We start from the raw sequence: 26,128 nt of genomic DNA, 5'->3' as shown, positions 1-26,128 counted from the left end.
CCTTCAGTCCGGATAGACTTCGAGGCCCATGGCTGCCAGCAGATGCGGCTGCTGGCCCGCTGACACGATCATGCCTTCGAGCGTCGCGAGTTCCCTGAGGTTCAGGTCGGCGACATCCGCGCCGCGAAGGTCGGCGCGCGCGAATTTGGCGCCGGCGGTGAGCGCGAGGACAAGATCGCTTCCGCGCAGGTCAGCGCCTTCAAGGTCGGAATCGAACAGGACCGCTTCGCGAAAATTCGAGTTCGAAAGCTCGCAATCGGGCATCCGGACGCCGTTCAGGTCGGCGAACTCGAGGTTGCAACCGCGAAAACTGGCTGTTGTCTTGACGAGTTTGCGACCGAAGGTTCGGCTGAAATCGGCCTTGTGAAACTCGGCGCCGCGCATATTGCAGCCATCGAATTCGACCCCGAACAGCGTCGAACGATCGATCTTGGCAAAGGAAAGGTCGCAGCGCCTGAAACGCGATTGATCGAGACGCGAGAAGGCGAATTGCGCGCCGACGTGGCCTGCGTCGTCGATGAAGGAACAATCCTCGAAAATCGCATCGCGCAGATCGACATTCGCGAAGCGGCATCGGATCAGGCGGACCTGGGCCAAGCGAGCATCCTGCAGGCAGGTTCCCGTAAACTGCACGTCGCGCAGCACGCATTTCGTCAGCGTCGCGCCGGCCAGATCGACTTCGGCAAAGTCGACGCCCGAAAGATCAGCGTCTTCGATCATGCAGCCGGGTTCGAGTTTCACCGCCATCTTTTCCTCTCAGCCATCGCGCGGGCCGATGCAGTACGCAATGGCGTGGAACGTATCAAGAACAATTATGCCGACCGACCGACTGTCCCTTGCCTCGAACGCTTTGCCTCGTACCCGGAACAAACGTTGCCGCGATCCGTTGGTGTGGCAAGAGGCGAGCCCCTCCCGCCTCTGAAAACCAAGGAGAAACCCCGTGGGTGAATTCACCGAAAAGGCGAAAGGCATCGCCAACGAAGCCGCCGGCAATGCGAAGCAGGCGGCCGGCAAGGCGACCGACAACGAGCGCCTTCGCGCCGAAGGCGAAGCGCAGGAGCGCAAGGGCGAAGCCCAGAATCTGAAGGGCAAGGTCCAAGGCGCGCTCGGCGACAAGATCTGACCACTTGCGCGTCACGCAAGCAATGAAAAAGGCCCCGGGGTATCCCTCTCCCCGGGGTCTTTTTCTATATCCTCCCTGTCGCGAAGCGATGGGGAGGGGGAGCGTTCGCGAAGCGAAGGGTGGAGGGGCCGCGACGTCGCGCCATGGCCCCTCCGTCAGCGCTTCGCGCTGCCACCTCCCCATGCCTTCGGCACAGGGAGGATCAATTTACTTCCCTCCCGACGCCACCAGATCGACGTCGGTCATCGCGCCGTCGCGGCGCATCATCAGCACATAGGCGAGATCGCCCTTCGTGCCGCCGAGCATATGCTCGTTGCCATTGATCCGATGGTCGCTGGTGTAACCGGCGCGGATCGCCATCGTGTGATAATAGTCGAGCACCGCCTGCATCGACGCCGCGGTCTGGAAATTGACGACGCGGATGTTGCACTTGCCGCCGGCGATGCCCGCGGCTTCGCGCAGCGTCGCGCGCGGATAGACTTTGAACGCGGCGGGAAGGCGATCGGCCCAGGCGTTGCTGTAGGTCAGCTTGGCGTCGCAGCCGCCCTTTTGCTGGTCGCGCGCGAGCGCGCCAATCGTCACGGGGCGCTGCTTGGCTTCGCAGCCGTCGCATCCGGCCTCGAACGGTAGAGCTTTCGGTGCAGAGAGCAACTTGCCCGCTGCAAGGGCCGCACTGGCTTCCGCAACGGTCGCGGCCTTGCCGCCCGCGACGCCGGGAACACCGCCGTCGATGGGACGGTTACCCGGACCCACGGCATTTTTGTTCGATTGGCCCGCAAGCTTCGGGTCGACCATGATCTTGTCTTCGAGCGAACCCTTGATCGCCGGGTCGGCGTTGGTCAGCCCGTCGTCGAGCGGGGCGAGGTCGGCCTTGGCGTTGGGATTGTCCCGGCACCCGGCGAGCGGTGCCGCCGCCATCAGCAAGCCGGTAACCAGCCATTTTCCGCGCAACATCATCGCTAACACTCCCTTAATCCATTGCCGGGAATGCCCTATTCTGGTCAAAAAGGCCCAAATAAAATGCGTTAACGGGCAAGGCTTTGTTTGGGGAAAACTGTCTCGGAGCGAGACGCTTTTGCGCTTTCGCTCACGCTCCGGGCAGAAATTCCTTGCGCTTGACGCGCCATGCGTCGGCGCTTTGGGTCCATGCATCGACCGGCGCATCCTGAAACGGCGGGGGCAGGCGGGTCGGGCCGCTGTTCGTCGCGCCGAGCCGTTTCGCGAGCGCCTGCGAGCGCGTGTTCGCGGGGTCGATGCTGTGCATCAGCTCGGGCCATTTCAGGAATTCAATCGCGAAATCGCAGGCCGCGACGCTGCCTTCGAGCGCATAGCCCTTGCCGGCGAATTTGGCGCGCACACCGTAACCGATCTCGGGCGCGGGCCAGCCGTCGGGCTCCCACGGGCCGAGGCGTCCGACCCATTCGCCCGTCGCGCGCTCGATCACCGAGAACATCGAAAAGCCACGGATATGCCAGGCACCTGCAAGCGTACACCACATGCGCCACGCCTGCGAGCGCGGGCAGGTGCCGCCGATGAAGCGCATCGTGTCTTCTTCGGCGCACATTTCGGCAAAGCCGTCGAAATCCTCGGTCGCGGGCGGACGCAGGATCAGCCGCTCGGTGACGAGCAGGGGGCCATTCAACATAGCGGGTCAGAACCCTTTCATTGCACGTTCGAGGCGTCGAAATGGCAAAGATATCGGGTTCGGGCGGGTGAAGCGGGTAGCATCGCTACCCGCAAGGCCGCGCGGGCCCGAGATCGAAGCCATTTCGGCGTCCCTGCGGGATTTGATCGATTTTGTCCATGGCTGCGTCAGCGAGCCTTGGAATATGATCATATGCCTGCGTCTCGCTTCCTGGCCCTGAACAAAATCGCTTCAAACCTCGAACGCGCAATGAAAGGGTTCTGACCCTCATTCTCCCGCAGCAATTGGCCGACACTTCTGCGGCAAGAGGAGGCTTTGGGCAAGGGATACGCTTGAGGACGCCGGCGGTGAAGCCGGCGTCCTCGCCATCAGCGTGCGTGAGCGGAGGGGTCCAAACTCACGCTCGAGACGGTTGGCGTTTTGCCCCTAGCGGCAGCGATATTTCGACTTGTCGATCTCGCGGCCAAGCAGAGCGCCACCGGCAGCACCCAGAACGGTGCCGAGCAGCTTGTCGCCGCCGCCGGCGATTTCGTGACCGGCGAGGCCGCCGACCGCGCCGCCGATCAACAGACCGGTGGTGCCATTATCCTTCTTACAGCGATAACGGCCGTCGCGATCGCGCCACACGCGGGTGTTGTTATTGACGCGCTCGTCGCGGGCATAATAGCGGCGATCCTTCTTGCGATAGAAGTTCGACGACTGGTCGAGCTGATGGAAGCCTTCGGCCTTCGCCGGAGCCGCGATACCCGCATAAGCAGGCGCGGTCAGGGCGACGCTGGCGGCAGCAAAAGCGCCCATCATGCCCTTGGTGAAATTACGCATAAAAAGTCCTTTCCTGGTCTCGGCGCCTCGTCCCGCTTGTACAGGACCGGGCGCTTCGATGGGAAAACGAGCCGGGCTGCAAAGCCGTTGCATGAACCCAAGGCAACAAGACGAACCGAGCGCTTCCATCGACGAACCGAAAGGCTCTTGCCGCATCGGCGGCGGCATGCAACAATCCCGGCATGCTCAATATCGGATCGCTCGTCATTGGCGCTATCGCCTTGGTTTTGGCCGTTTTTGCGTTCATCCCGCTGCTCGGCTGGGCGAACTGGGTGATCATACCCTTCGCCGTCGTCGGTCTTGCGCTCGGCGCTATGTCGGACAAGACGAGCGGGCGCAACCTGAACATCGTCGTCATCGTCATCGGCGTCATCCGCCTGATGCTCGGCGGCGGCATCATCTGATCCAGCCGGACTAGCCGATCATGAACCAGCCAGCGGCCCCCGCGGGGAGCAATCAGGGCGGCTTGCCCTTTGCGATCAGCGCCTATCTGATCTGGGGCTTCGTTCCGCTCTTCTTCAAACTCCTGTCGAGCGTTCCGCCGGTCGAAGTGCTGGCGCAGCGCATCGTCTGGTCGCTGCCGCTCTGTTTCCTGATCATGGTCTTCCGCCGCCAGATCGGCGAATATCTCGCGGCGCTTCGCGATTGGCGCGTGCTGCGGATGCTGCTCGTCAGTTCGGTGCTGATCGCGCTCAACTGGCTCGTCTATATCTATTCGATCTTCACCGACCACGTGCTCGCGGCCAGTCTCGGCTATTATCTCAATCCGCTCGTCAATGTGATGCTCGGCATGATCTTCCTCGGTGAGAGGCTCTCGCGGCTTCAGGCGCTTGCCGTGGTCATCGCCGGGATCGGCGTCGCGATCCTGCTCGCGGGCGCGCTCGACACGCTGTGGATCAGCCTGACCCTGGCGTTCAGTTTCGGCACCTATGGCCTGATCCGCAAGATCGTGCCCGTTGGCTCGCTGCCGGGCCTCGCAATCGAGACGACCTTGCTGTTGCCGCTCTCCGTCGCCGGTGCGGCCTATTATATCTGGCTCGGCGACGGCCGCGGTTTCGGATCGGAAGCGGGGATCAGCTGGCTGCTCGCCGCGGGCGGGGTCGTCACCGCGGTGCCGCTCCTGCTGTTCGCGACCGCGGCGCGGCGGATGAGCTATGCCGCGCTCGGCTTCGTCCAGTATCTGGCGCCGAGCATCGCCTTCCTGCTCAGCCTCTTCGTCTTCCACGAACCGTTGAAGCCCGCGCAGCTAGCCTGCTTCCTGCTGATCTGGGTCAGCATCGCGGTGTTCAGCTTCGACATGTGGCGCAAGATGCGCGCCGACCGGATGATGCCGGCGGCTTAGGAGGCGAGCCGCCAGCCCAATGTCTCGCCGGCATGGAACGGAACGACCTCGCCGACGCGCTCGGGAACGACCGTCTCGCCGCGTTCGAGCGTTACCGTGCCGGTGTTGAGCGGCAGGCCATAGAAGTTCGGGCCATGTTCGCTGGCGAAGCCCTCGAACTTGTCCAGCGCGCCTTCCTCGTCGAACACCTGGATATAGGATTCGAGCGCGTAGGGGGCGTTGAAGATGCCGGCGCAGCCGCACGCGGCTTCCTTCGTGTGCACCGCATGCGGCGCGCTGTCGGTGCCGAGGAAGAATTTCGGCGAGCCCGATACCGCGGCGGCGCGGACGGCGAGCCGGTGCTGCTCGCGCTTGGCGACGGGCAGGCAATAGGCGTGCGGGCGGATGCCGCCGACGAGCATCGCGTTGCGGTTGATGTGGAGATGCTGCGGCGTGATCGTCGCCGCGACATTGGCGGAGGCGGCCGTCACAAAATCGACCGCTTCCGACGTCGTAATATGTTCGAACACGATTTTCAGGCCCGGCAGGTCGCGGACGAGCCCCTTCAGCGTGCGCTCGATGAACACCGCCTCGCGGTCGAAAATGTCGACCTCATGATCGGTGACCTCGCCGTGGATGAGCAGCGGCATGCCGATTTCGGCCATCCGTTCGAGCACGGGCATGATCTTCGCGACATCGGTGACGCCATGCGCGCTGCCGGTGGTGGCGTGCGCGGGATAGAGTTTCGCGGCGGTGAAGATGCCCTCGGCATGACCGCGCGCCATTTCGTCGGGGCTGCTGTGATCGGTGAGATAGGCGACGATCAGCGGGGCGAAGTCGAGCCCGGCGGGCACCGCGGCGTTGATCCGGTCGCGATACGCCGCGCCTTCCTCGGCGGTCGTGACCGGCGGCGACAGGTTCGGCATGATGATCGCGCGCGCGAACTGGCGCGCAGTATATTGCGCGACATGATCGAGCATCGCGCCATCGCGCAGATGGACGTGCCAGTCGTCGGGGCGGCGGATCGTCAGGCGGTCGGTCATGGTCGGGCTCGTCAACTTGTGGGTTGGTTTTGGCTGGGGCGTCCCTAGATTATCGCCATGACCAATACCACCCTCAACGACCGCGCCCTCATCCGTCTGTCGGGGGAGGACGTCCGCGGCTTCCTGCAAGGGCTGGTGACCAACGATACTTCGGGCAATCTGCCGGTGTGGGCGGCGCTGCTGACCGCGCAGGGCAAGGCGCTGTTCGATTTCCTGATCTGGGGCGACGAAGGCGACGTGCTGATCGATTGCGAGCGCGAGGCGGCCGAGGCGCTGACGAAGCGCCTGACGCTCTATCGCCTGCGCCGTGCGATCACGATTGCGATCGAGGCCGATCTGGCGGTCCATTGGGCACCTGCGGGCGATCTGGGCGTCGTCGACCCGCGCCTTCCCGAACTCGGCCAGCGCTGGCTGGCCCCGGCCGGTGAAGGCGAGGGCGCCGACGCGGCGTGGCGTGCGCACCGGCTCGCGCTCGGCGTCACCGAAGGACGCGCCGAACTGGGTGACGGCACGACCTTGTGGCTCGAATGCAATGCCATCGACCTCAATGGCGTCAGCTTCACCAAGGGCTGCTATGTCGGACAGGAAAACACCGCGCGGATGAACTGGCGGCAAAAGGTCAACCGGCGGCTGGTCGTTGTCCCGATCGCCGAGGCCGACGAAAAGCGGCAGGTCATCGCCTATCCCGACCTCGGCTGGTCGGTCGAGCACCGGCGGACCGAGAATATCGAAGCCGCCGCCGCACCCGCGTGGCTCCGCGAGGGGCTCGCCGCCGGTTCATGACAGATGCAGCCTTTGCTGCTAGACTGCCGGGCATGCGCGCTATGCTGATTTCGTCGGCGCTCGCCGCCGCTTTCGCCCTCTCGGCTCCCGTCGTTGCGGCGCCGACATCCTTGCTGCCGAACGAGCCCGAGGCGGCGCAGCCCTCCTCCAAACTCGCGCCGCTGGCAGCGGACTCGGCCTGGACGCCGCGCTTCGCGGCCGCCGCGGATCAGCTCGCGACCGCGCTCCGTTCGCGCGATGAGGCACAATGGGTGCCGCTGCTCGGCGGGCAATGGCTGTCCACCGCGGATCGCGAGCGCGTCAGGAATTTGCTCGGCGACCCGAACAGCCCGTTCCTGCCTGCGCTCCTCGCGAAGGGCGTTACCCATCGCGCGATCCTCGGCTGGAGTGCGCCTGCGTCGCTCAGCGCCGACGAACGCGCCGCGATCGAGAAAGGCCAGGAGGCCGAGGCGCTGGTGTGCTGGTCGGCGGGCGGAAACGGCCCAGGGCCGTGGCCGGCGACCGCGGTCGAGGCCGACAATCGGCCAGGTCGCTCCTATGCCTGCGCGCGGATTGCCTACAGCATTCGCGGCGAGACACCGACGTGGCGCGCATTTATCGAACGGCGCGAGCCCGCTTAACCAATCTCGAACCCTCTTCTGCCAAAAGCGCCTCATGTTGGGGCGCTTTCTCGGTCTGGCTGCGGTGATCGCGGCGGTTTCGGTCGGCTTGGCGGGCGTCGCCAGCCGGTCCTCATCCAATGACGCGGTCGAAACGTCGAATGCCATTTCGGGCAATCACGACAATTGGACGACGCATAAAGTTCGCAAGGACCGGTCCTTGGCCGCCGCCGAAGCCAGTGGCCATTCGGGCCGGCCGAGCGAGGTGTTGCTCGCTCGATCAGGCGATTCGCATTTCTATGCCGATACCGAGATCGACGGGCGGAACATTCGCATGCTCGTCGACAGCGGCGCGTCGATTGTCGCGCTGACCCGCAGTGATGCCGAGGCGATCGGGATCAACGTCGACGATCTTCCGGTCGGCGGTAGCGCGAACACCGCGGGCGGCGTCGTGCCGATGCGGATGGTCACGCTCGACAGTGTCGAGGTCGAGGGGATCGAGGTGCGCGGCGTGCAGGCGGCGGTCATCGACGCCGACATGGGCGTATCGCTGCTCGGCCAGAGTTTCCTCTCGAAACTCGCCGCGGTGAACGTCGAAGGCGACACGATGACGCTGCGCTGATCGGACGTCGGCTTTGACGCGGGGGCCTGCCACCGCTTATTTTCCTTCGTCACCCCGGACTCGATCCGGGGTCCCGCTTGAAATCAAAGCCAGTTGATGCCTCAAAAAGCGGGATCCCGGATCAAGTCCGGGATGACGAGATAGGATGTGTTGCGCGTCGATCGGGTAGCGATGCTCGCCCCCACGCTTGCCATTTCCGCCGTATTTCCCCACATCGGCCGCCATGAACGCTCCCAATCCTCCGATGCGCGCGGCGATCGTGCCCGTCACCGCTTTCCAGCAGAATTGCACCCTCCTGTGGTGTACCGCGACCAACAAGGCGGCCTTCGTCGATCCCGGCGGCGACCTCGACAAGCTCAAGGACGCTGTCCGGCAGACCGGGGTCGAGGTCGAGAAGATCCTCGTCACCCACGGGCATATGGATCATTGCGGACAGGCGGGGATGCTCGCGAAGGAGCTCGGGGTGCCGATCGAGGGGCCGCACGAGGACGACCGTTTCTGGATCGATGCTTTCGCCGAGGATGGCGCGCGCTTCGGCATGGTCGGCGAATCGTTCGAGCCCGATCGCTGGCTGGTCGACGGCGACACGGTGACCGTCGGTAATCTGACCATCGACGTCATCCATTGCCCGGGGCACACGCCGGGCCATGTCGTCTTCCACCACGCGCCGTCGAAGCTCGCGATCGTCGGCGACGTGATTTTTCAGGGATCGATCGGACGCACCGACTTTCCGCGCGGCAATCACCAGCAATTGCTCGATTCGATCACGCAGAAATTGTGGCCGCTCGGCGGCGACACGACCTTCCTGCCCGGACACGGCGCGCACAGCAATTTCGCGCACGAACGGCGTACCAATCCGTTCGTGAGCGATATGGCGTTAGGAACGGCGGGTTAATTCCCCTCCCGCTTGCGGGAGGGGCTAGGGGAGGGCATGTTTCGGCCCTCAGCTAGCGACAAGCCCTCCCCCGACCCCTCCCGCAAGCGGGAGGGGAGAAGGTCACTCCGGCGCCGCGACCACTGTTTCCTCGATCTCGGTCGTCGTGATACTCGTCGGCGTCAGATAGACGACCGCGAGCGCGCCGATCGCCAGGCCGAGCTGGGTCAGCATGGTGATGATCGTGCCGACCATCCGGCCCCACATCATCCCGTCCATGCCGATCGCGTGGAGGATGCGCCCGACAAGATAGAGCGCGCCAACGCCCCACAGCCAGAGCGATGAGCCGAGGCCCAGCTCGACCAATGCGAGCAGGATCAGCACGAACGCCGTGTTTTCGACGAAATTGCTGTGCGCGCGCATGCGCCGCGTCAGGGGCTCGTTGCCGCCGTCGCCGATGAAGACCTTTTCCTTTGTGCGGACGCGGCCGACGCGCACCGCAAGCCACAGGTTGAGCAGCGCCGCCCCGGCGGCGATCGTCAGGCTGATCGGCAAGATTATCATCTGGTTTCCCCCTTATGGACCGGTGCGTTTCGCTTGCCGGCAGCGGGCAGGGTGTGACATCCCCCGACCGGGGCGGCAAGCCTGTACGGGGATGGACGCAATGGGCTTGCCTTTGCGGGCAAAAACGCTATAGCCCCGCCCGATCCGGCACCCGACACCATATGGCGTTGAGGCACCCTCCGGCGGAAGTTTTTCCCTGTCGAACATCGGCAGGAGCGGGCTTCGGCGTGGCGGGCGGGCCAGTCATTTCCGGCGACGGCGGTGACAAATCCGGGTAGCCGATTCGTGACACACTATTTAAGAATGCAGGAAATATCATGGCCGTTCCCAAGCGAAAAACCTCGCCCTCGAAGCGCGGCATGCGTCGCAGCCACGACAGCCTGAAGGTTGAAGCCTTTCAGGAATGCCCCAATTGTGGCGAGCTGAAGCGCCCGCACAATCTTTGCAACGCCTGCGGCCACTATAATGGCCGTGAAGTGGTGTCGGTCGGCGCGTAAAAATCAAGCCGGAGGGCATTAAATGGCACTGACACCGCGAATCGCAATCGATGCGATGGGCGGTGACGTCGGCGTGCGCATGATGCTCGCCGGCGCCGCGATGGCGCGCCACAAGCACGATGGCCTCCGCTTCATCCTCGTCGGCGACGAGGTGCAGATCAAGGCGGCGCTTGAAAACCACCCCAATCTGCGCGCGGCGTCGGATATCATCCACACCGATGGCGTGGTGTCGGGTTCGGACAAGCCGAGCCAGGCGCTGCGCAAGGCGAAAAGCACCTCGATGGGGCTCGCAATCGACGCGGTAAAGCGCGGCGATGCTGGTGGCGCTGTGTCGGCGGGTAACACCGGCGCGCTCATGGCGATGGCGAAACTCGCGCTGCGCACGATGCCGGGGATCGACCGGCCGGCGCTCGCGGCGTTGCTGCCGACGCTCGGCGACAATGACGTCGTGATGCTCGACCTCGGCGCCAACACCGAATGCGACCCGACCAACCTGACGCAATTCGCGGTCATGGGCGCTGCCTATGCGCGCACTGCCATGGGGCTCGAGCGCCCGCGCGTCGCGCTTTTGAACATCGGCACCGAGGAGCTGAAGGGCACCGACGAGATTCGCGATGCTGCCGCGATGCTCCGCGCTGCCAAAGGGCTGCCGATGGAGTTCGCGGGCTTTATCGAGGGCGACAAATTGTCGCGCGGCGATGTCGATGTGATCGTGCATGACGGTTTTTCGGGGAATATCGCGCTGAAAACGATCGAGGGGACGGCGCGTTTCGTGACCGACCTGCTGCGCCGCGCCTTCACCAGCTCGACGCGCTCGAAGATCGGCTTCCTGATCTCGCGCCCGGCGACCGAGCTGCTCAAGCATCATCTCGATCCCAACAACCACAATGGCGCGGTGTTTTTGGGCCTCAACGGCGTGGTGCTCAAAAGCCATGGCAGCGCCGATGCGAAGGGGGTGGCGAACTGCGTCCACCTCTGCGCCGAGCTGATCGAGAAGGATATCACGCGTCAGGTGACCGAGGATCTCGCGAATTTCCGTAGCGGAGCCGCAGCATGACGCTCCGCGCCATATTGGCCGGCACCGGCTCGGCCTTGCCGCGCACGCGGGTCTCGAACGCCGAGCTTGCGGCGCGCGTCGACACCAGCGACGAATGGATCGTCGAACGCACCGGCATCCGTTTCCGCCACATCGCCGAACCCGACGAGACGACGGCAACGCTCGGCGCCGATGCGGCGAAGCAGGCGCTGGCGGCTGCGGGGCTCGAGCCCGCCGACATCGGCCTGATCATCGTCGCCACCGCGACCCCCGACAATACATTCCCCGCCAGCGCCACCAAGGTGCAGGCGCTGCTCGGCATCCCCGATTGCATCGCCTTCGACGTCGCGGCGGTCTGCTCGGGCTTCCTTTATGCCGTGTCGGTCGCCGACTCGATGCTGCGCACCGGCGCGGCGAAGCATGCGCTGGTGATCGGTTCGGAAACCTTCAGCCGCATCCTCGACTGGGAAGATCGCACGACGTGCGTCCTCTTTGGCGACGGCGCGGGCGCCGTCGTGCTGTCGGCGAAGGACGTCGACGACGATCAGGGCATCCTCGCGACGCGCCTCCACGCCGAGGGAAAATACGCAGATATGCTCTATGTCGACGGCGGTCCGTCGACGACGGGCACCGTCGGCCACGTCCGGATGCAGGGCCGCGAAGTCTTTCGCCACGCCGTCACCAATCTCGCCTCGGTGCTGGGCGAAGTGATGGCCGATGTTGGCCTGTCGGCCACGTCGATCGACTGGGTCGTGCCGCATCAGGCGAACAAGCGGATCATCGACGCAACCGCGAAAAAGCTGGGTTTGCCGCCCGAACGCGTCGTGCTGACCGTCGACCAGCACGCCAATACATCGGCAGCGTCGGTGCCGCTCGCGCTCGACCTCGCGGTGCGCGACGGACGCATCAAGCGCGGCGACCTGGTGGTGCTCGAGGCGATGGGCGGCGGCTTCACCTGGGGCGCTGCGGTTTTGCGCGTCTGACGCTTCGCTCCGGCGCGTCAACTTCTCGCTCCATCCGTTTCAGTTTGGCGGATTAATTCGCATTTGTTACATATGCGAACAGGGACTCGTGACGGTGGGGGCTGTCAGGGAACCCATCGTGCATTTTCGCTTCAGAGGGGGAAGGGATCAACATGACCGCAGGGACTCTTACGCGGGCCGACATTGCGACGCGGATCAACCAGCAGATCGGGCTGTCGCGCAATGAATCGGCCGCAATCGTCGAATCGATTCTCGATCATATGTCCGATGCGCTCGCGGTCGGTCAGAATGTGAAAATCTCGGGTTTCGGCACCTTCGTCCTGCGCGACAAGGCGCAGCGGATCGGCCGCAATCCCAAGACCGGCATCGAAGTGCCGATCCTGCCACGGCGCGTGATGACCTTTCGCGCCAGCCAGACGATGCGAGCCCGCGTTGCCGGCAAATAGACCGCACCTGACCCATGTCGGGTTTTGAGATGACCGACGATGGCGGCAAGGCGACCGGCGCCATGCTCGCCATCGGCGAACTGGCGGTGCGCATCGGCGTTCCGACGCATGTCCTGCGTTATTGGGAAACGCGTTTCCCGCAGCTCAAACCGCTCCAGCGGTCGGGCCGCCGCCGCTACTACCGCGCCGAGGACGTCGCGCTCGCCGAGCGCATCCATCATCTGCTGCATGTCCAGGGCTTCACCGTCGAGGGCGCGCGCAAGGCGCTGTCCGAGCCGGGCGCAGCGCCCACGGCGCGTGCGCCATTGACCCGCGAGGTGCTCGACAGCACCGCGCCGATGCGCGTGGTGAAGGGAATTCCGGTCGAGGCGCTGGTCGCGCTCCGCCAGCGGCTCGCCGCGGCGCTCGGCTAAGCCTTAGTCGTTATCCATCGCCGGCGCGAGCGCCGGGTCGAGATCGCGCGGGCGAATGAAGCCCACAAACCGCGCGCTGTTCGTATCGAGATCGTGCCAGTTGCCGATGTCGAGTTCGAGCCGCGCGAGCGCCGAGGTCGGCAGCTTTTCCTCGACCTTCGCGCGCAATTCGTCGCCCGCCGATTCGGGAACGAGCATCAGGATCAGGTCTTCTAGCCCCGGGTTATGCCCCGAAATCAGCAGATGCTCCGAATCCTTGCCGGTGTCGCGGATCACGTCGATCAGCGTCGCGGCCGACGCGAGATAGATGCGCCGGTCCCAATGCGGCTCAAGCCCGTCGAGGTCGGCGGCGGGCTGGAAGATGTCGAGCGTTTCGGTCACGCGCACCGCGGGCGAGGCGATGATGCGGTCGATGGGCAGCTTCTGGCGCTTGAGCCACTGGCCGATCAGTTCGGCGCCGCGCGCCCCGCGTTTGTTGATCGGGCGGTCGAAATCGCGCTCGACCTGCACGTCCCAACCCGATTTGGCATGGCGCAGGATAGTCAAAGTCTTCAAAATCGCTCCCCGCGCCGTTGCGCCATGCCCTCGTTCGCGGGCCTTGTGCCGGAAACTTATGACGGTGAAAAGGCTGGAAAGGCGCTTTTTCGCCTTTCCACATTCGCCGCGGCGACATGGTTGACCGCTTCGTCGAGCGGCAGGCGGCGGATCGGGGTGCCCTCGGGAAAGGCGCTGAGCAGGCGCGAGGGAAAGCTGGGTGAGAGCATCACGAACTGCCCGAAATCGTCGGCGCGGCGGATCAGCCGCCCGAACGCCTGCCCGATGCGCGCGCGGATGACCATGTCGTCATAGGCGCTGCCGCCCTGCGCCGCGCGCCTTGCCGCGTGGAGGATCGTCGGACGCGGCCACGGCACCCCCTCCATCACGACGAGCCGCAGCGAATCGCCGGGAACGTCGACCCCGTCGCGCAGGGCATCGGTGCCGAGCAGCGATGCATGCGGATCGGCGCGGAAGATGTCGACGAGCGTCCCGGTGTCGAGCGGATCGACGTGCTGCGCGAACAGCGGCAGCCCGGCGCGCGCCAGCCGGTCGGCGATGCGCGAATGGACGATACGCAGCCGCCGGATCGCGCTGAACAGCCCCAAAGCGCCGCCGCCCGCCGCCTCGATCAGCCGGCTGTACGCGCCCGCGAGCGCGGGAAGATCTCCGCGCGCGATGTCGGTGACGATCAGCACCTCCGACTGGCGCGCATAATCGAACGGGCTGGGGACCGCGAAATGCTGGACCCCGCCGTCCATATGGCGCGCGCCGGTGCGGATATCGGCATCGGTCCAGCCGCCGCGCCCGTGGCCACCGTTGCGCAGCGTCGCCGAGGTGACGAGCACGCCCTGCGCCGGGCGGTACACGACGTCGGCGATGGGTTTTGCAGGGTCGAGCCAGTGGCGGTGCAGCCCGCAGTCGAACTCGCGCCCATCGTAGCGGTCGACCGCGAGCCAGTCGACGAAATCGGGATCGGCGGGCCCACCGACGCGCCCGAGCAACGAAAGCCAGCCGCCTAACGTGTCGATCCGCGTACCAAGGCTGTGGCGCGCGCCATCGATCCTTGCCCGGGCTTGTCCGTCGAGCCAGTCGGGCGGATCCTCGATCAACACCTCCAGCCTTTTGCCGAGCGCCATCAGCGGGCGCAGCAGCGCCTCGATTGCGTCGCTGGCGCTCGCGGCTGCGCTCACCAGGTCGGAATCGGGATCGGCGAGCTCGGTTTCGAGGCCGTAGCCCGCGTCGGCGGTGCGCGTGTCGACCGCGCGCGCATAAACCTGTCCGCGCACCGCGACGAGCAGCCGCTCGATCGCGCCCCACGGGTCATTCTCGGACAAGCGGCCGAGCCAGCCGTCGCCAGGCAGTTCGGCGGCGGCGGCGATCGCCGCCTGGATCGCGCGGTCGCCCGCCTCGTCATAGCTTGCAACATCCGCGAGGCGTGCGGCGAGCCCGCGCCGCCGCCCACGCGACTTGCCCTCGGGACCCAGCACCCAGCGGCGGATCTCGACCGCTTCCTGTCCCGTCAGCGCCGCGGCGAACATCGAATCGGCGGCGTCCCACAGATGATGCCCCTCGTCGAAGATCAGCCGCGTCGCGGGGGCGCCGCCGTCGCGCGGGCGCGCCGCCTGCACCATCGTCAGCGCATGGTTGGCGATGACGATCTCGGCCTGCGTCGCCGCGCGCGCCGAATGTTCGATGAAGCATTTGCGGAAATGCGGACAGCCCGCATAGATGCACTCGCCGCGCCGGTCGGTGAGCGCGGTCGTGCCGTTGCGGCGGAACAGGGCGGGGAGCCAGCCGGGCAGGTCGCCGCCGACCATGTCGCCGTCGCGCGTATAGGCGGCCCAGCGCGCGACAAGCTGCGCGAGGATCGCGGCGCGCCCCGAAAAACCGCCCTGCAACGCGTCCTCGAGATTGAGCAGACAAAGGTAATTTTCGCGCCCCTTGCGCACCACGACTTTTTCGCGGTGCGTCGCGGCGTCGGGGTAGAGGCGTTCGGTCTCGCGCGACAATTGGCGTTGCAGCGCCTTGGTGAAGGTCGAGATGCAGACGGCGCCCGCCGACTGGTCGATCCATTGTTTCGCGGGGGCGAGATAGCCCAATGTCTTGCCGATGCCCGTTCCGGCCTCGGCAACGAGCATCTGCGGCGCATCCTTGCGTTCGCGCGGGGCAAAGATCGACGCCGTTGCGCGCGCATAATCCTGCTGCCCCGGCCGTCGCTCGGCGCCGTCGCCGGTCAGCCGGTCGAGCCGCGCCGACACATCGTCTTCGTTGATCGTCACCTGTCGCGGCGCGCCGCGCGGCGGCTGCTCCTCCCATTCGGGCAGGCGCGCGAACAGCCAGCGTTCGTTCGCGTCGGGCTGCGACAGGCGCGGCTGGACGAGCGGCGACCACGACCAGCGCTGGCGTGACAAGGCCTGGACGCCGTGCCACGCGCCTTCGCGCTCGGGCCAGTCGGGATTCTCGATGCTGCCGAGCATCGCCGCGGCCGCTTTCGGCAGGAAAGCCGCGATATCCTCTTCGCCTTTCGGCGGCGTCAGGCCGATCGCGGCGGAGATCCCCGCCGGGGTCGGCACGGCGAAGCGCGCGGGATAGAGGAAAGCGAAGAGTTCGAGCAGGTCGAGGCCGGACAATTCGGGATAGCCCAGCCGGTCGCCGGTCAGCGTCGCATTGAGCAGCAGGTGCGGGGTGGCCGCGACCGCGGCGATCGCTTCGCCGCGCCCGACGCGCTGGACGCGGCCGTGCGTATCGGCGATCCAGATGCCGATATGGCTCGCATGGATCGCGGGCAGGGAAAGCGGGTCGGGAGCCATCGCCCCACGCTAGGGACAAAAGGCGAACGCGGCAAGGTCGACTTCTTCTTCGTCATTCCCGCGAAGGCGGGAATCCCGCTTTTTTTCGGTGCGCGGTCAGCGGGATCCCCGCCTTCGCGGGGATGACGAAAAGGGAGGAACGCTCAGCTCAGTCCGCGACGCCCGAACACGGCCGGCCGATTGCTGTGGAAAATCTGCGCGGGCTCGACCATCGCCGCGTTTCGGGCGAGCTTCAGCGCGTTGTAGAGCGGCCCGTGCGTCAGTTCGTAGGGGAAGCGCACGCCCATGCGGTCATGCTCGGACCACATGACGACCGCATAGGTCACCTGTCCGCCATAGTGAATTTCGCAGCGCGAGCGCGCGGGCATGCTCGCCCCGTCGATGCGCGCGCCGCCTTCGGACAGGTCGGTGATCCGGCCGTCGACGAAGTTGAGCACGCCATTGACGGTGACGTCTATCGAAACGGCGGTGCGCTTGTGGCCGCGGGCGGCGGGGGTGCGAAAATTGTCCATGTCCGGGACGCTACGCCCGCATGGTAAATTTTCCGGTAACGATGTTGGCTCGTGCCGGGACAATGTTGCAAGCGATCGCCGACAATGGTCTACGCGGATCATGGTCCGTCCGATCATCCTTTATGGCATCGGTCTCGCCGCCGCGGCATTCCTGCTCGAATGGCTGAACTACAAACATGTCGTACATCGCTGGTCGACCGAATTTTATATCGCGATCATCGCCGTCCTTTGCATTGCGCTCGGCATATGGGCCGGCAACCGGCTGACGGCGCGGCCGCGGCAGGCTTTTGTGCGTAACGATGCGGCGATCGCGGCGCTGGGGCTCAGCGTGCGCGAATGCGAGGTGCTGGAAATGCTGGCGGCGGGGCACGCCAACAAGGTGATCGCGCGCCAGCTCGATATCTCGCCCAACACGGTGAAGACACATGTTGCGCGCGTTTATGAAAAGCTGGCGGTCGCCAGCCGCACGCAGGCGGTGCAGAAAGCGCGGACGCTCGACATCCTGCCGTAAAATCGGCCTAATGCTGCCAAATCACCCATTTGGGCGATAGATTTCACCCGTTGTTCCGGTCCATCGCGCATGGCATTCATCAGATGGGGAGACAGGATCATGGGCAGGATCATTGCGGTTTACGGCGCCATCGCGGGCGTCATCGTCATCATCGGCATGTTTATCAGCATCACCTTCGTCGCCGACCATGGCACGATGGGCATGGTCGCCGGCTATCTGTCGATGCTGGTTGCGTTGCTGTTCGTGTTTATCGGTGTGAAACGCTATCGCGACGTCAATCTGGGCGGGGTGATCGGCTTCTGGAAGGCGCTTGGCGTTGGTCTCGGTATCGGGCTTGTTGCGGCGCTGTTCTATGTTCTCGGCTGGGAGCTTTACATGTGGCAGACCGGCGGAACCTTCATGACCGATTATATCGCCCGGAGCGTCGAGGATATGCGTGCGGCCGGCAAACCGGCGGCCGAGATCGCGGCGTTTTCGGCCGAGATGGGGGCGATGGCGGAGCAGTATAAGAACCCGCTGTTCCGCATGGCGCTGACGCTGACCGAGATATTCCCGGTTGCGCTCCTCGTGTCGCTCGTGTCGGCGGCGCTGCTGCGCAAGAGCAGCTTCATGCCGGCGCTGCAACCGCGGGGCTGAATTGAGACGCGGCGGCATCGGGCGGTATCGGCCGATATATCGGCTTTCCTACATTGCACCGGCATGCTTGATCCTCTCGGATGCTACCGACCGCCGCCTCTCTCCTTAAAGCGACAAAGACTGTCCTGAGCGCTTGCCGCAGGCGGGCAGTCGAAGGGGAGACAAAAGCGCCGCGCTCGTCGGTATCTTTTGTCGCTCTAAGGCATGTCGATACGCGAGCGAAACGCGATTCCGGAGTGAAGTTACGCAGTTTTCCGACCTTTCGGCGAGGGTGGCCGTCTCCTGTCATCGTCACCCCGGACTTGATCCGGGATTCCATTGGGGTGTCGGCCGTCGCTGGACCCCGGATCAAGTCCGGGGTGACGAAGCAAAGGTGCGACCTGTCCGAAAAAAACGATTCCAGCGTGAAGTTGCGCAGTTTTCCGTGCTCCTTTCCATCGGCGCTTCTTGTCGCTATGGGGCGCAGCTATGACTGACTTGCACCTTCACCCGTCGCTGCGCGAGCCCGCGCAAACGTCCAAGGCCTGGCCGTTCGAGGAAGCGCGCAAGATCGTCAAACGCTATCCCGATGGCAAGCCCGGGGGCGAGGCGATCCTTTTTGAGACCGGCTATGGTCCCTCGGGGCTGCCGCATATCGGCACCTTCAACGAAGTGCTGCGCACGACGATGGTCCGCCGGGCCTATGAGGCGTTGACCGGCGGCGCGCCGACGCGGCTGGTCGCGTTCAGCGACGATCTGGACGGACTCCGCAAGGTTCCCGACAATGTGCCGAACGGCGACATGCTGCGCGAATATCTCGGCAAGCCGCTGACCGCGATCCCCGATCCGTTCGGCAAGTATGAAAGTTTTGCGCATCATAACAATGCGATGCTGCGCGAGTTTCTCGACCGTTTCGGCTTCGAATATGAGTTCGTGAGCTCGACCGAGCGCTACCAGTCGGGCGCATTCGACGACGCGCTGCGAAATGTCCTCCGTCACAATCAGGACATTCTCGACATCATGCTGCCGACGCTGCGCGCCGAGCGTGCCGCGACCTATTCGCCGATCCTGCCGGTCAGCCCCAAGTCGGGGATCGTGCTGCAGGTGCCGGTGACCGTCGTCGATGCCGATGCCGGCCTCGTGTCGTTCGAGGATGAGGGCGAGACGATCACCCACTCGATCCTCGGCGGCGGCGCGAAGCTGCAGTGGAAGGTCGACTGGGCGATGCGCTGGGTCGCGCTTGGCGTCGATTACGAAATGTACGGCAAGGACCTGACCGACAGCGGCGTCCAGTCGGGCAAGATCGCCAAGGCGCTCGGCGGGCGCAAGCCCGAGGGGCTGATCTACGAAATGTTCCTCGACGAAAAGGGCGAGAAGATTTCGAAGTCGAAGGGCAATGGCCTCAGCCTCGAGCAGTGGCTCGACTATGGCAGCGAGGAAAGCCTCGCTTTCTTCGCCTATCGCGAGCCCAAGGCGGCAAAGCAGCTCCACATCGGCGTGATCCCGAAGGCGGTCGACGAATATCTGCAGATGCGCGGCAGCTATCCGGCGCAGGAGCCCGACAAGCGGCTCGGCAATCCGGTGCACCACGTCCATGTCGCACGCGGCGAGCAAATTCCCGCAGCCGAACTGCCGGTGACCTTCGGCCTGCTCCTCAACCTCGTCGGGGTGATGGGCGCCGACGCGTCGAAGGATCAGATCTGGTGCTACCTCGGCCAATATGTCGAGGGCGCGAATGCGGCGACCTATCCCGAGCTCGACCGGCTGATCGACAATGCGATGGCGTATAACCGCGACTATGTCGCGCCGACGCTCAATCGCCGCAAGCCGGTGGGCGGAGAGGGCGCGGCGCTGAAGGAACTCGACGACAAGCTCGCGGCGCTGCCGGCCGATGCCGGTGCCGACGACATCCAGAACATCGTCTACGAGATCGGCAAGAACGAGGCCTATGGCTTTGAAAACCTGCGCGATTGGTTCAAAGCGCTTTACGAGACGCTGCTCGGGTCGAGTGCCGGGCCGCGGATGGGCAGCTTCATCGCGCTGTTCGGCATCGACAACACGCGGCGGCTGATCGCGGAAGCGCTTGCATAAAATTCCGTTCGCATCGAGCGAGGTCGAGATGCCTCTTGGTCTTGCTCGATGCCGACGGGGTGTCTCGACTTCGCTCGACACGAGCGGGAATTAGGGAGTGGTTTCATGCCTGTAGAGCCTGCTTTCCAACTCGCGCAGATCAACATCGGCCGTTTCCGCCTGCCGCCTGAGCATGTCGCGAACCGCGATTTCATGGACGCGCTCGACCATGTGAACGCCGTCGCCGAGGCGGCTGACGGCTTCGTCTGGCGGCTCACCGGTGAGGGCAACAACGCCACCGACGTGCCGGTGACCGACGATCCGCACCTGATCGCGAACATGTCGGTGTGGCGCGACATCGACGCGCTCGCGGCCTATGTCTATCGCACCCCCGATCATCTGACGGTGATGAAGCGCCGCAAGGAGTGGTTCGACCATATGGCGGTCTATCAGGCGCTTTGGTGGGTTCCCGTGGGGCATCGCCCGACGGTCGCTGAAGGCATGGCGCGGATCGCGATGCTCGACGCGAACGGGCCGACGGCCGAGGCTTTTACCTTCAAGCAGCCCTTCGCCGCGCCCGACGGCACCCCGGCGCTGCCGATCCAGGACGAATGTGCATGAGCGACGTGATCGATATCTTCACGACCGGCGGGACGATCGACAAAGTCTATTTCGATGCCTTGAGCGAGTTCCAGATCGGCCCCGCGGCGATCCCCGACATGCTGCGCGAAAACAACGTCCACGTCCCGCACCGCGTCACGCAGTTGATGCGCAAAGACAGCCTCGAACTCGACGATGCCGACCGCGAGGCGATCCGCGCCGCGGTCGCGGCGAGCGACGCATCGCGCATCCTCGTCACGCACGGCACCGACACGATGGTCGTCACGGGGCGCGTGCTCGCAGGGATCGAAGGCAAGACGATCGTGATGACGGGGGCGATGCAGCCCGCGTCGGTGCGCGCGAGCGACGCCGAATTCAACGTCGGCTTCGCGCTCGCGGCGGCGCAGACGCTGCCGCCCGGGGTCTATGTCGCGATGAACGGGATGATCTTCGACCCCGAAAAGACCGTCAAGGACCGCGCCGGCGCAAGGTTCGTTCAGGAAGGCTGATCAGCCGCGGGCGGTGACTTGCCGCAGCACCGCGGCATAATTCGGCGCGATCGTCATCGATTCGTGCCGTCCCGCGCGGCCGAGCGCGGCATGCACATCGGGCAGTCGATAGCAGGGCACGCCCATGAACAGGTGATGCTCGGCGTGATAATTCACCCAATATGGAGCAACCGTCGCGCGCGCCAGCCAGCCCGCGCGGGTGGTGCGCGCATGGGTGAAGGGGTCGTCGCTGCCGGTCGTCGTGCAGGCATGTTCGGCGATGTTGCGGACGCGCAGGTACAGCTGGAACGTCGTCGCCAACCCCGCGAGCCACAGCAGGTACGGCGTCCAGCCATAGAGCGCGAGCGACGCCGCGAGCAGCACCGCCTGCACGATCAGGAAACGTCCGACCGCGCGGGCGACCGCCATCGCCCCCGCGACGTCGATCGTCGGTGACGTCATGCCGTCGTCGGACTGCTTGTTGAACGGCGTCCCGGCCTTGGTGCTCGCACCGCTTTTCTGGCCCTGTTCGCCGCGCAGAATCGCTTTCAGGCCGACGAAGGCGAATCCGAATTGCGCCATACGCTGCTTGAAGAAGGTCTGGCCGGTCAGGTCGCGCAGCACCTTGCGCCAAAGGCTCGCGCGCGTGGTGGGGAATGGCTTTGACAGCGACAAGTCGGGGTCTTCGGGCTGCTGGGTGAATTTATGGTGCTGCAGATGATAGGTGCGATAGGCGATCAGGTCCGATCCGACCGCCGCGCCCGTCAACCATTGGCCAAGGAAATTGTTGATTTTCCGGTTCGGATGCAGCGCGCCATGCGCCGCGTCGTGCATCAGGATCGCAAGCCCGAGCTGGCGTCCACCGACAAAGATGACCGCCAGCAGCCACGCCACCGGGTTCTGCGACCAGGCGGCAAGGCCGACGAGCGCGATGCTGACGATCCACGCGTGCGCGACCAGCCAGATGCCGCGCCATGACGATGCGCGCGTGACCACCGACCATTCGGCGCGGTCGAAAAAGCGGTCGGGCGGGAACAGGCGGACGGCAGGCATGGCCGATCTATAACAAGTTGCGAACCGAAACGTAACCCCTTCCGTTTTGGCACAATATCGGCGGAAATCGTGAGCTTGCGGTAAGGATTTGGAAACCTCTTTTTGGCCACTGGTCGCGGCGACCAGAAAAGCGGGGAAGTTCGGAACATTGGGGGTTCGGCGTAACATCATCCGGCCGGGAGGCGGCGATTTGCCAGCGGGCGAATCGCTGTTCGATTCACCCGAATTCGTCATGCATCTGATGCGCGTGGCGAAGCTGTGGCATTATGTGCTGATCGGCCGCGTCCTTGCATTCCTGACCTTCGCCTTTCTGCCGGGCCTTGCGGGCTTCCTCGATCACCCTTCGCACTGGCTGGTGATGGCGGCCGGCTTGCCATGCGATGTAGCGCTGACGGTGATCGGGCAGGCGATGCGCAAACCGCGCCCGATCGCACACAGCCGCGTGCGACTGATGGCGATGCTGTGCATGGCGCTGATCGCGCTTGGCACCTTGCTCAACGCCGCCGCGATGTTCGATGCGATCGCCGTTCCCGACGGCAGCCGCCATTTCGATGCCTTTACCGCGATCCACATCGGCTCGCTGCTCGTCGCGGCGTCGGCGGTCGCGGTGGTTCGTCCCGCCTTTTTCGCTTTCGCGGGTGCGACCGCACTGGGCGGGGCGATCGGCGTCGCCTCGTGGCCGTTCGCGGTCGCAGGTTTCATCTTCCTTGGCCTGCTGATCGTCATGATGCGCGAGGATGTCCGGCATCAGCGCCGCGCGACGCGCGCCGCGCGGCAGGGCGTCAGCGACCAGCAGCGCGCGCTGAACCTGATGCGTGATTTCGAGCGCGCGGGACGCGGCTGGTTCTGGGAAACCGATCGCTATGGCCAGCTCGTCTATATTTCGCCGACCGTCGCGGCGCGGCTCGACCGGCCGCTCGCCGACCTGCTCGGCCATCCCTTTACCGACATCATCCGCAAGCGGATCGGCAACGACGAGAGCGAAGAGCGGACGCTGGGGTTCAGCCTGTCGTCGCGCACCCCGTTCAAGGAGCTGACGGTACAGGCCGCGGTGCCGGGCGAGGAGCGCTGGTGGTCGATTTCGGGCCAGCCGATTAGCAACGAACTCGGCAATTTTCAGGGGTTCCGCGGCAGCGGCACCGACCTGACCGACAAGAAGAGGTCCGAGCGCGAGATCAACCAGCTCGCGCGCTACGACACGCTCACGGGCCTCGCGAACCGCCGCCACATCACCGACCTCCTCGAACGTGCGCTCAAGAGCCATAGCGGGCAGCCGCAGCCCTGCGCGCTGCTGCTGATGGATCTCGACCGCTTCAAGGCGGTCAACGACACGCTGGGGCATCCCGTGGGCGACCAGTTGCTGCAGCAGGTCGCGGGGCGTCTGACGCAGATCGTCGGCGACAAGGGGCAGGTCGGGCGGCTGGGCGGCGACGAATTCCAGATCGTCGTGCCGCAGCTAAGCCAGCCCGAAAAGCTCGCCGGCATCGCCAATGCGATCATCCTCAGCCTCGCCAAGCCCTTTTCGATTGAGGGTGAGCAGGTGCGTATCGGGTCGTCGCTCGGCATCGCGGTATCGGACGGGCAGGGGGTGCCGGCGTCGGCGCTCGTCCGCAACGCCGACCTTGCGCTTTATGCCGCGAAGGATGCGGGGCGCGGCGTCTATCGTTTCTATGCCGACGCGATGCACAACCAGGCAAGCGAGCGCAAGGCGATCGAAGATGCGCTGCGCGACGCGCTGGCAAAGGACGAGCTCAGGCTTCTTTATCAACCGATCGTCGACGTCGAGAGCGAGCGGATCACCGGGTTCGAGGCGCTGATCCGCTGGCATCATGCGACCGACGGCCTGATCAGCCCGTCGAAATTCATACCCATCGCCGAAGAATCGAACCTGATCGTGCCGATCGGCGAGTGGATCATTCGCACCGCCTGCGCGACGATCGCGCACCTCGGCCCCGAATACCGCGTTGCGGTCAATGTCTCGCCGCGCCAGTTCGCCAATGAAAAGCTGCCGGCGACGATCATGAGCGCGGTGTCGGCGGCGGGCATCCGTCCCGAACAACTCGAACTCGAGATCACCGAGGGCGTCTTCCTCGACGAGAGTCCCGAGAATCTCGCGATGTTCCAGAAATTGAAACGCACCGGGGTGCGACTGGCGCTCGACGATTTCGGCACCGGCTATTCGGCGCTCGGCTATCTGAAGAAGGCGCCGTTCGACAAGATCAAGATCGACCAGAGCTTCGTGCTAGGCGCCGCCGATCCCAGCAGCATGAACGCCGCGATCATTTCGTCGATCGTCGGGCTGGCGACCGCGCTCGACATGGAAACGACCGCCGAAGGGGTCGAGACGCACGACGACCTCGCGCTGATCCGCGGGCTCGGGTGCAGCCATGTCCAGGGTTATATCTATGGGCGTCCGATGGATCTGGTCGAGGTGCTGGCGCTGCTTCGCGAGGGCGGCGGGCGCGCCGAGGCGAAGGGGTATAAGAGCGCGCGCGAGGCGCGGCTGACGACCTTTCGCACGATCCAGGTCGGCAGCGGGGGGTATCGCTATGAGGGGATTGTCCGCAACATATCGTCGCGCGGGGCGCTGATCGAGGGGCTATGGAATGTGCCGCCCGGGACGGTGCTGACGCTCGAATTCGGCGCCGACCAGACCTTCGATGCAGAGGCGCGCTGGTCGGCGGGCAACCGCGTCGGCGTGAAATTTGCCGAGGCTGTCGAGATCGACGGGCTGACCGGTCCGAAGACGGTCACGCCGGCGCGGGGACGAATCCGCCGCGCCGCGTGACAGCCGCGATCAATCGGCGATCCGGCCGCGCGCCATCACCCAATCGACCTTTTCCAGCACGGTGACGTCGGTCAGCGGGTCGCCGCTGACCGCGATCATGTCGGCCGACATGCCCGGCGCGATGCGGCCGATCTCGTTTTCGAGCGACAGCAGTTTCGCCGCAACCGTCGTTGCGCTCGCCAGTGCCTCGCGCGGGGTGAGGCCGTGTTTGACGAGCAGCGCGAACTCCTGTCCGTTGCGGCCATGCTCGAACACGCCGGCGTCGGTGCCGAAGGCGACCGGGACGCCGAGCGCCTTCGCACGCGTCACCGCCTTGCCGACGTCGTTCAGCGTCATGCGCACCTTGTTCTCGACGGTCGGGGTATAGATGCCCTTGCCGAGCCGCTCGCGGATGCCCTCGAACGCCATCAGCGTCGGGACGAGATAGGTGCCCTTGGCCTTCATGACCTTCAGCGTCGCGTCGTCGGCGAAGGTGCCATGCTCGATGCTGTCGATGCCCGCCGCGGCCGAGGCGGTGATCCCGCCCGCACCATGCGCATGCGCCATCACCTTGAGGCCCAGCGAGTGCGCGGTGTCGGCGATGCTCTGCAATTCGGGGCTGGTGAAATGGCCTTCGAGCCCGCGCCCCTGCTGCGACAGCACGCCGCCGGTCGCGGTGATCTTGATGACGTCGGCGCCCGCGCGCGATGCCTTGCGGACCTTTTCGGCGCATTCGAGCGCGCCGGTGCAGGTGTAGCCCTGGTCGAGCACGTCGTGGACGTCCTCGCGGAAACCGGTGACGTCGCCATGCCCGCCGATGATCGACAGCGCCGGGCCGGCGGCGACGATGCGCGGGCCTTCGATAAAGCCGTTTGTCGTGCCGCGGCGGAGCGCATAGGCGGTATATTGCGCCGAACCCGCCTCGCGGACGGTGGTGAAGCCCGCGCGGAGCGTGATCGCCGCGTTTTTGGCGCCGACGACGACGCCCCATTCGTCGGGGTCGACCGTCGCGGCGCGATAATCCTCGCCCGGATCGCCGGTCAGGTGGACGTGGAGGTCGACGAGGCCGGGCAGCAAAGTCTTGTCGCCAAGGTCGACGATTTCGGCGCCGGCCGGGGCTTCGGTGCGTCCGGGGACGATCGACGTGATGCGGTCGTCGGTGATGGTGACGGTCGACGGGCCTTGCGCGGGCTTGCCGGCGTCGGTGATGACGCGTCCCGCATAGACGATCGTGGTTTTCGCGTACGCCGTCGTACCCAGCAGCGCGAGCGTCGCTGCTGCGACCATTCCCAATTTACGCATGAAGTCTCCCCTGTCTGATCGCGCCACCGTGGCGCGGCGGGCGGGGGAGGGCAAGCGCATAAAAAGAGGGGCCGGCGAACCGACCCCTCAGT

Annotated in this window: 29 protein-coding genes; 18 read left to right on the top strand and 11 right to left on the bottom strand. The window is 65.3% G+C overall.

Translation table 11 applies throughout. The features are described from left to right. Positions 1-3: 3 nt before the first annotated feature. Positions 4-741 carry a pentapeptide repeat-containing protein gene (locus ACTJI5_RS16090; RefSeq protein WP_440861014.1) on the bottom strand — a complete coding sequence of 246 codons (738 nt, stop codon included), beginning with the start codon at positions 739-741 and terminating at the stop codon, positions 4-6. 199 nt (positions 742-940) lie between these two features. Here ACTJI5_RS16090 and ACTJI5_RS16085 point away from each other — a divergent pair, with 199 nt between their 5' ends. Next, positions 941-1,123 carry a CsbD family protein gene (locus tag ACTJI5_RS16085; RefSeq protein WP_037516121.1) on the top strand — a complete coding sequence of 61 codons (183 nt, stop codon included), beginning with the start codon at positions 941-943 and terminating at the stop codon, positions 1,121-1,123. A gap of 207 nt (positions 1,124-1,330) precedes the next feature. Here the strand turns inward: ACTJI5_RS16085 and ACTJI5_RS16080 are convergent, their stop codons facing one another. The 3 genes from ACTJI5_RS16080 to ACTJI5_RS16070 all read right to left on the bottom strand — a co-directional run bounded on the left by ACTJI5_RS16080 (position 1,331) and on the right by ACTJI5_RS16070 (position 3,590). Next, positions 1,331-2,080: a hypothetical protein gene (locus tag ACTJI5_RS16080; protein ID WP_440861013.1), complete on the bottom strand. Its 750-nt coding sequence runs from the start codon at positions 2,078-2,080 to the stop codon at positions 1,331-1,333. A 130-nt stretch (positions 2,081-2,210) separates the two neighbouring features. Further along, complete coding sequence (locus ACTJI5_RS16075) at positions 2,211-2,768, bottom strand: GNAT family N-acetyltransferase (RefSeq protein WP_440861012.1); 558 nt, start codon at positions 2,766-2,768, stop codon at positions 2,211-2,213. Positions 2,769-3,194: 426 nt separating this feature from the next. After that, on the bottom strand, positions 3,195-3,590 hold the full coding sequence (locus tag ACTJI5_RS16070) for a glycine zipper 2TM domain-containing protein (RefSeq protein WP_058539968.1): 396 nt from the start codon (positions 3,588-3,590) through the stop codon (positions 3,195-3,197). Positions 3,591-3,772: 182 nt separating this feature from the next. On the opposite strand from ACTJI5_RS16070, the gene ACTJI5_RS16065 reads away from it, so the two are divergent. Next, a complete protein-coding gene (locus tag ACTJI5_RS16065; RefSeq protein WP_037516131.1) occupies positions 3,773-3,994 on the top strand; it encodes a membrane protein in 222 nt (73 codons plus the stop codon). Positions 3,995-4,014: 20 nt separating this feature from the next. Then, positions 4,015-4,932 (top strand): EamA family transporter RarD, encoded by a 918-nt coding sequence (gene rarD / locus ACTJI5_RS16060; RefSeq protein ID WP_058539969.1) that lies wholly within the window; start codon positions 4,015-4,017, stop codon positions 4,930-4,932. Here rarD and pyrC read toward each other — a convergent pair. Further along, positions 4,929-5,954, bottom strand: a complete 1,026-nt coding sequence (gene pyrC, locus ACTJI5_RS16055) for a dihydroorotase (protein ID WP_440861011.1) — start codon at positions 5,952-5,954, stop codon at positions 4,929-4,931. The genes rarD and pyrC overlap by 4 nt on opposite strands. 57 nt (positions 5,955-6,011) lie before the next feature. Here pyrC and ygfZ point away from each other — a divergent pair, with 57 nt between their 5' ends. The 4 genes from ygfZ to ACTJI5_RS16035 all read left to right on the top strand — a co-directional run bounded on the left by ygfZ (position 6,012) and on the right by ACTJI5_RS16035 (position 8,853). Then, the gene (gene ygfZ, locus ACTJI5_RS16050; RefSeq protein WP_440861010.1) at positions 6,012-6,737 is read left to right on the top strand and encodes a CAF17-like 4Fe-4S cluster assembly/insertion protein YgfZ; all 726 of its coding nucleotides are present in this window, start codon (positions 6,012-6,014) and stop codon (positions 6,735-6,737) included. A 32-nt stretch (positions 6,738-6,769) separates the two neighbouring features. Further along, positions 6,770-7,357: a hypothetical protein gene (locus tag ACTJI5_RS16045; RefSeq protein WP_440861009.1), complete on the top strand. Its 588-nt coding sequence runs from the start codon at positions 6,770-6,772 to the stop codon at positions 7,355-7,357. Positions 7,358-7,391: 34 nt separating this feature from the next. Further along, positions 7,392-7,958, top strand: a complete 567-nt coding sequence (locus ACTJI5_RS16040) for a retropepsin-like aspartic protease family protein (protein ID WP_058539973.1) — start codon at positions 7,392-7,394, stop codon at positions 7,956-7,958. A gap of 223 nt (positions 7,959-8,181) precedes the next feature. Then, positions 8,182-8,853 (top strand): MBL fold metallo-hydrolase, encoded by a 672-nt coding sequence (locus ACTJI5_RS16035; RefSeq protein ID WP_058539974.1) that lies wholly within the window; start codon positions 8,182-8,184, stop codon positions 8,851-8,853. Between the two features lie 102 nt (positions 8,854-8,955). Here the strand turns inward: ACTJI5_RS16035 and ACTJI5_RS16030 are convergent, their stop codons facing one another. Continuing rightward, positions 8,956-9,396: an MAPEG family protein gene (locus tag ACTJI5_RS16030; protein ID WP_197411449.1), complete on the bottom strand. Its 441-nt coding sequence runs from the start codon at positions 9,394-9,396 to the stop codon at positions 8,956-8,958. A gap of 317 nt (positions 9,397-9,713) precedes the next feature. On the opposite strand from ACTJI5_RS16030, the gene rpmF reads away from it, so the two are divergent. From rpmF to ACTJI5_RS16005, 5 genes are all read left to right on the top strand, one after another. Continuing rightward, positions 9,714-9,893, top strand: a complete 180-nt coding sequence (gene rpmF, locus ACTJI5_RS16025; protein ID WP_011541714.1) for a 50S ribosomal protein L32 — start codon at positions 9,714-9,716, stop codon at positions 9,891-9,893. Between the two features lie 22 nt (positions 9,894-9,915). Next, positions 9,916-10,950 carry a phosphate acyltransferase PlsX gene (plsX, locus tag ACTJI5_RS16020; protein WP_440861008.1) on the top strand — a complete coding sequence of 345 codons (1,035 nt, stop codon included), beginning with the start codon at positions 9,916-9,918 and terminating at the stop codon, positions 10,948-10,950. Then, entirely contained in the window at positions 10,947-11,912 is a 966-nt protein-coding gene (locus ACTJI5_RS16015) for a beta-ketoacyl-ACP synthase III (RefSeq protein WP_440861007.1), read from the top strand. Before plsX ends, ACTJI5_RS16015 begins: the two co-directional genes overlap by 4 nt. Before the next feature lie 152 nt (positions 11,913-12,064). After that, positions 12,065-12,358, top strand: coding sequence for an integration host factor subunit alpha (locus ACTJI5_RS16010; protein WP_037516152.1), 294 nt, complete (start codon positions 12,065-12,067; stop codon positions 12,356-12,358). A 29-nt stretch (positions 12,359-12,387) separates the two neighbouring features. After that, on the top strand, positions 12,388-12,771 hold the full coding sequence (locus ACTJI5_RS16005) for a MerR family transcriptional regulator (protein WP_440861006.1): 384 nt from the start codon (positions 12,388-12,390) through the stop codon (positions 12,769-12,771). 3 nt (positions 12,772-12,774) lie between these two features. Here ACTJI5_RS16005 and ACTJI5_RS16000 read toward each other — a convergent pair whose 3' ends face one another. The 3 genes from ACTJI5_RS16000 to ACTJI5_RS15990 form a co-directional block, all read right to left on the bottom strand. Next, the gene (locus ACTJI5_RS16000) at positions 12,775-13,326 is read right to left on the bottom strand and encodes a SixA phosphatase family protein (protein WP_058538194.1); all 552 of its coding nucleotides are present in this window, start codon (positions 13,324-13,326) and stop codon (positions 12,775-12,777) included. A 56-nt stretch (positions 13,327-13,382) separates the two neighbouring features. Beyond that, entirely contained in the window at positions 13,383-16,118 is a 2,736-nt protein-coding gene (locus ACTJI5_RS15995; RefSeq protein ID WP_440861005.1) for an ATP-dependent DNA helicase, read from the bottom strand. Between the two features lie 143 nt (positions 16,119-16,261). Beyond that, entirely contained in the window at positions 16,262-16,630 is a 369-nt protein-coding gene (locus ACTJI5_RS15990) for a PilZ domain-containing protein (RefSeq protein ID WP_058538192.1), read from the bottom strand. Positions 16,631-16,730: 100 nt separating this feature from the next. Here ACTJI5_RS15990 and ACTJI5_RS15985 point away from each other — a divergent pair, with 100 nt between their 5' ends. From ACTJI5_RS15985 to ACTJI5_RS15965, 5 genes are all read left to right on the top strand, one after another. Next, positions 16,731-17,141, top strand: coding sequence for a helix-turn-helix domain-containing protein (locus ACTJI5_RS15985; RefSeq protein WP_440861004.1), 411 nt, complete (start codon positions 16,731-16,733; stop codon positions 17,139-17,141). 99 nt (positions 17,142-17,240) lie between these two features. Beyond that, the gene (locus ACTJI5_RS15980; RefSeq protein WP_440861003.1) at positions 17,241-17,777 is read left to right on the top strand and encodes a DUF4199 domain-containing protein; all 537 of its coding nucleotides are present in this window, start codon (positions 17,241-17,243) and stop codon (positions 17,775-17,777) included. 468 nt (positions 17,778-18,245) lie between these two features. After that, positions 18,246-19,847, top strand: coding sequence for a lysine--tRNA ligase (locus ACTJI5_RS15975; RefSeq protein WP_440861002.1), 1,602 nt, complete (start codon positions 18,246-18,248; stop codon positions 19,845-19,847). A 105-nt stretch (positions 19,848-19,952) separates the two neighbouring features. Beyond that, positions 19,953-20,447 (top strand): DUF3291 domain-containing protein, encoded by a 495-nt coding sequence (locus ACTJI5_RS15970; protein ID WP_440861001.1) that lies wholly within the window; start codon positions 19,953-19,955, stop codon positions 20,445-20,447. Beyond that, positions 20,444-20,935: an asparaginase domain-containing protein gene (locus tag ACTJI5_RS15965; protein ID WP_440861000.1), complete on the top strand. Its 492-nt coding sequence runs from the start codon at positions 20,444-20,446 to the stop codon at positions 20,933-20,935. The genes ACTJI5_RS15970 and ACTJI5_RS15965 overlap by 4 nt, the downstream gene beginning before the upstream one ends. Here ACTJI5_RS15965 and ACTJI5_RS15960 read toward each other — a convergent pair whose 3' ends face one another. After that, the gene (locus ACTJI5_RS15960) at positions 20,936-21,967 is read right to left on the bottom strand and encodes a fatty acid desaturase family protein (RefSeq protein WP_440860999.1); all 1,032 of its coding nucleotides are present in this window, start codon (positions 21,965-21,967) and stop codon (positions 20,936-20,938) included. A gap of 190 nt (positions 21,968-22,157) precedes the next feature. Between ACTJI5_RS15960 and ACTJI5_RS15955 the strand changes: the two genes are divergently transcribed. Next, positions 22,158-24,755 carry an EAL domain-containing protein gene (locus ACTJI5_RS15955; protein ID WP_440860998.1) on the top strand — a complete coding sequence of 866 codons (2,598 nt, stop codon included), beginning with the start codon at positions 22,158-22,160 and terminating at the stop codon, positions 24,753-24,755. A 9-nt stretch (positions 24,756-24,764) separates the two neighbouring features. Here the strand turns inward: ACTJI5_RS15955 and ACTJI5_RS15950 are convergent, their stop codons facing one another. Further along, positions 24,765-26,036, bottom strand: a complete 1,272-nt coding sequence (locus ACTJI5_RS15950; RefSeq protein WP_440860997.1) for an amidohydrolase family protein — start codon at positions 26,034-26,036, stop codon at positions 24,765-24,767. Positions 26,037-26,128 lie beyond the last annotated feature (92 nt).

The organism is Sphingopyxis sp. 22461 (assembly GCF_052044915.1).
Classification (GTDB): domain Bacteria; phylum Pseudomonadota; class Alphaproteobacteria; order Sphingomonadales; family Sphingomonadaceae; genus Sphingopyxis.
This window is presented reverse-complemented; position numbering and strand designations above follow the sequence as displayed.

What these genes read in the sequence shown, in the direction of transcription:
- ACTJI5_RS16080 (WP_440861013.1), bottom strand. Translation starts at nt 2,080, where the DNA reads ATGATGTTGCGCGGAAAATGGCTGGTTACCGGCTTGCTGATGGCGGCG.
- ACTJI5_RS16075 (WP_440861012.1), bottom strand. Translation starts at nt 2,768, where the DNA reads ATGTTGAATGGCCCCCTGCTCGTCACCGAGCGGCTGATCCTGCGTCCG.
- ACTJI5_RS16070 (WP_058539968.1), bottom strand. Translation starts at nt 3,590, where the DNA reads ATGCGTAATTTCACCAAGGGCATGATGGGCGCTTTTGCTGCCGCCAGC.
- ACTJI5_RS16065 (WP_037516131.1), top strand. Translation starts at nt 3,773, where the DNA reads ATGCTCAATATCGGATCGCTCGTCATTGGCGCTATCGCCTTGGTTTTG.
- rarD (WP_058539969.1), top strand. Translation starts at nt 4,015, where the DNA reads ATGAACCAGCCAGCGGCCCCCGCGGGGAGCAATCAGGGCGGCTTGCCC.
- pyrC (WP_440861011.1), bottom strand. Translation starts at nt 5,954, where the DNA reads ATGACCGACCGCCTGACGATCCGCCGCCCCGACGACTGGCACGTCCAT.
- ygfZ (WP_440861010.1), top strand. Translation starts at nt 6,012, where the DNA reads ATGACCAATACCACCCTCAACGACCGCGCCCTCATCCGTCTGTCGGGG.
- ACTJI5_RS16045 (WP_440861009.1), top strand. Translation starts at nt 6,770, where the DNA reads ATGCGCGCTATGCTGATTTCGTCGGCGCTCGCCGCCGCTTTCGCCCTC.
- ACTJI5_RS16040 (WP_058539973.1), top strand. Translation starts at nt 7,392, where the DNA reads ATGTTGGGGCGCTTTCTCGGTCTGGCTGCGGTGATCGCGGCGGTTTCG.
- ACTJI5_RS16035 (WP_058539974.1), top strand. Translation starts at nt 8,182, where the DNA reads ATGAACGCTCCCAATCCTCCGATGCGCGCGGCGATCGTGCCCGTCACC.
- ACTJI5_RS16030 (WP_197411449.1), bottom strand. Translation starts at nt 9,396, where the DNA reads ATGATAATCTTGCCGATCAGCCTGACGATCGCCGCCGGGGCGGCGCTG.
- rpmF (WP_011541714.1), top strand. Translation starts at nt 9,714, where the DNA reads ATGGCCGTTCCCAAGCGAAAAACCTCGCCCTCGAAGCGCGGCATGCGT.
- plsX (WP_440861008.1), top strand. Translation starts at nt 9,916, where the DNA reads ATGGCACTGACACCGCGAATCGCAATCGATGCGATGGGCGGTGACGTC.
- ACTJI5_RS16015 (WP_440861007.1), top strand. Translation starts at nt 10,947, where the DNA reads ATGACGCTCCGCGCCATATTGGCCGGCACCGGCTCGGCCTTGCCGCGC.
- ACTJI5_RS16010 (WP_037516152.1), top strand. Translation starts at nt 12,065, where the DNA reads ATGACCGCAGGGACTCTTACGCGGGCCGACATTGCGACGCGGATCAAC.
- ACTJI5_RS16005 (WP_440861006.1), top strand. Translation starts at nt 12,388, where the DNA reads ATGACCGACGATGGCGGCAAGGCGACCGGCGCCATGCTCGCCATCGGC.
- ACTJI5_RS15995 (WP_440861005.1), bottom strand. Translation starts at nt 16,118, where the DNA reads ATGGCTCCCGACCCGCTTTCCCTGCCCGCGATCCATGCGAGCCATATC.
- ACTJI5_RS15990 (WP_058538192.1), bottom strand. Translation starts at nt 16,630, where the DNA reads ATGGACAATTTTCGCACCCCCGCCGCCCGCGGCCACAAGCGCACCGCC.
- ACTJI5_RS15985 (WP_440861004.1), top strand. Translation starts at nt 16,731, where the DNA reads ATGGTCCGTCCGATCATCCTTTATGGCATCGGTCTCGCCGCCGCGGCA.
- ACTJI5_RS15980 (WP_440861003.1), top strand. Translation starts at nt 17,241, where the DNA reads ATGGGCAGGATCATTGCGGTTTACGGCGCCATCGCGGGCGTCATCGTC.
- ACTJI5_RS15975 (WP_440861002.1), top strand. Translation starts at nt 18,246, where the DNA reads ATGACTGACTTGCACCTTCACCCGTCGCTGCGCGAGCCCGCGCAAACG.
- ACTJI5_RS15970 (WP_440861001.1), top strand. Translation starts at nt 19,953, where the DNA reads ATGCCTGTAGAGCCTGCTTTCCAACTCGCGCAGATCAACATCGGCCGT.
- ACTJI5_RS15965 (WP_440861000.1), top strand. Translation starts at nt 20,444, where the DNA reads ATGAGCGACGTGATCGATATCTTCACGACCGGCGGGACGATCGACAAA.
- ACTJI5_RS15960 (WP_440860999.1), bottom strand. Translation starts at nt 21,967, where the DNA reads ATGCCTGCCGTCCGCCTGTTCCCGCCCGACCGCTTTTTCGACCGCGCC.
- ACTJI5_RS15950 (WP_440860997.1), bottom strand. Translation starts at nt 26,036, where the DNA reads ATGCGTAAATTGGGAATGGTCGCAGCAGCGACGCTCGCGCTGCTGGGT.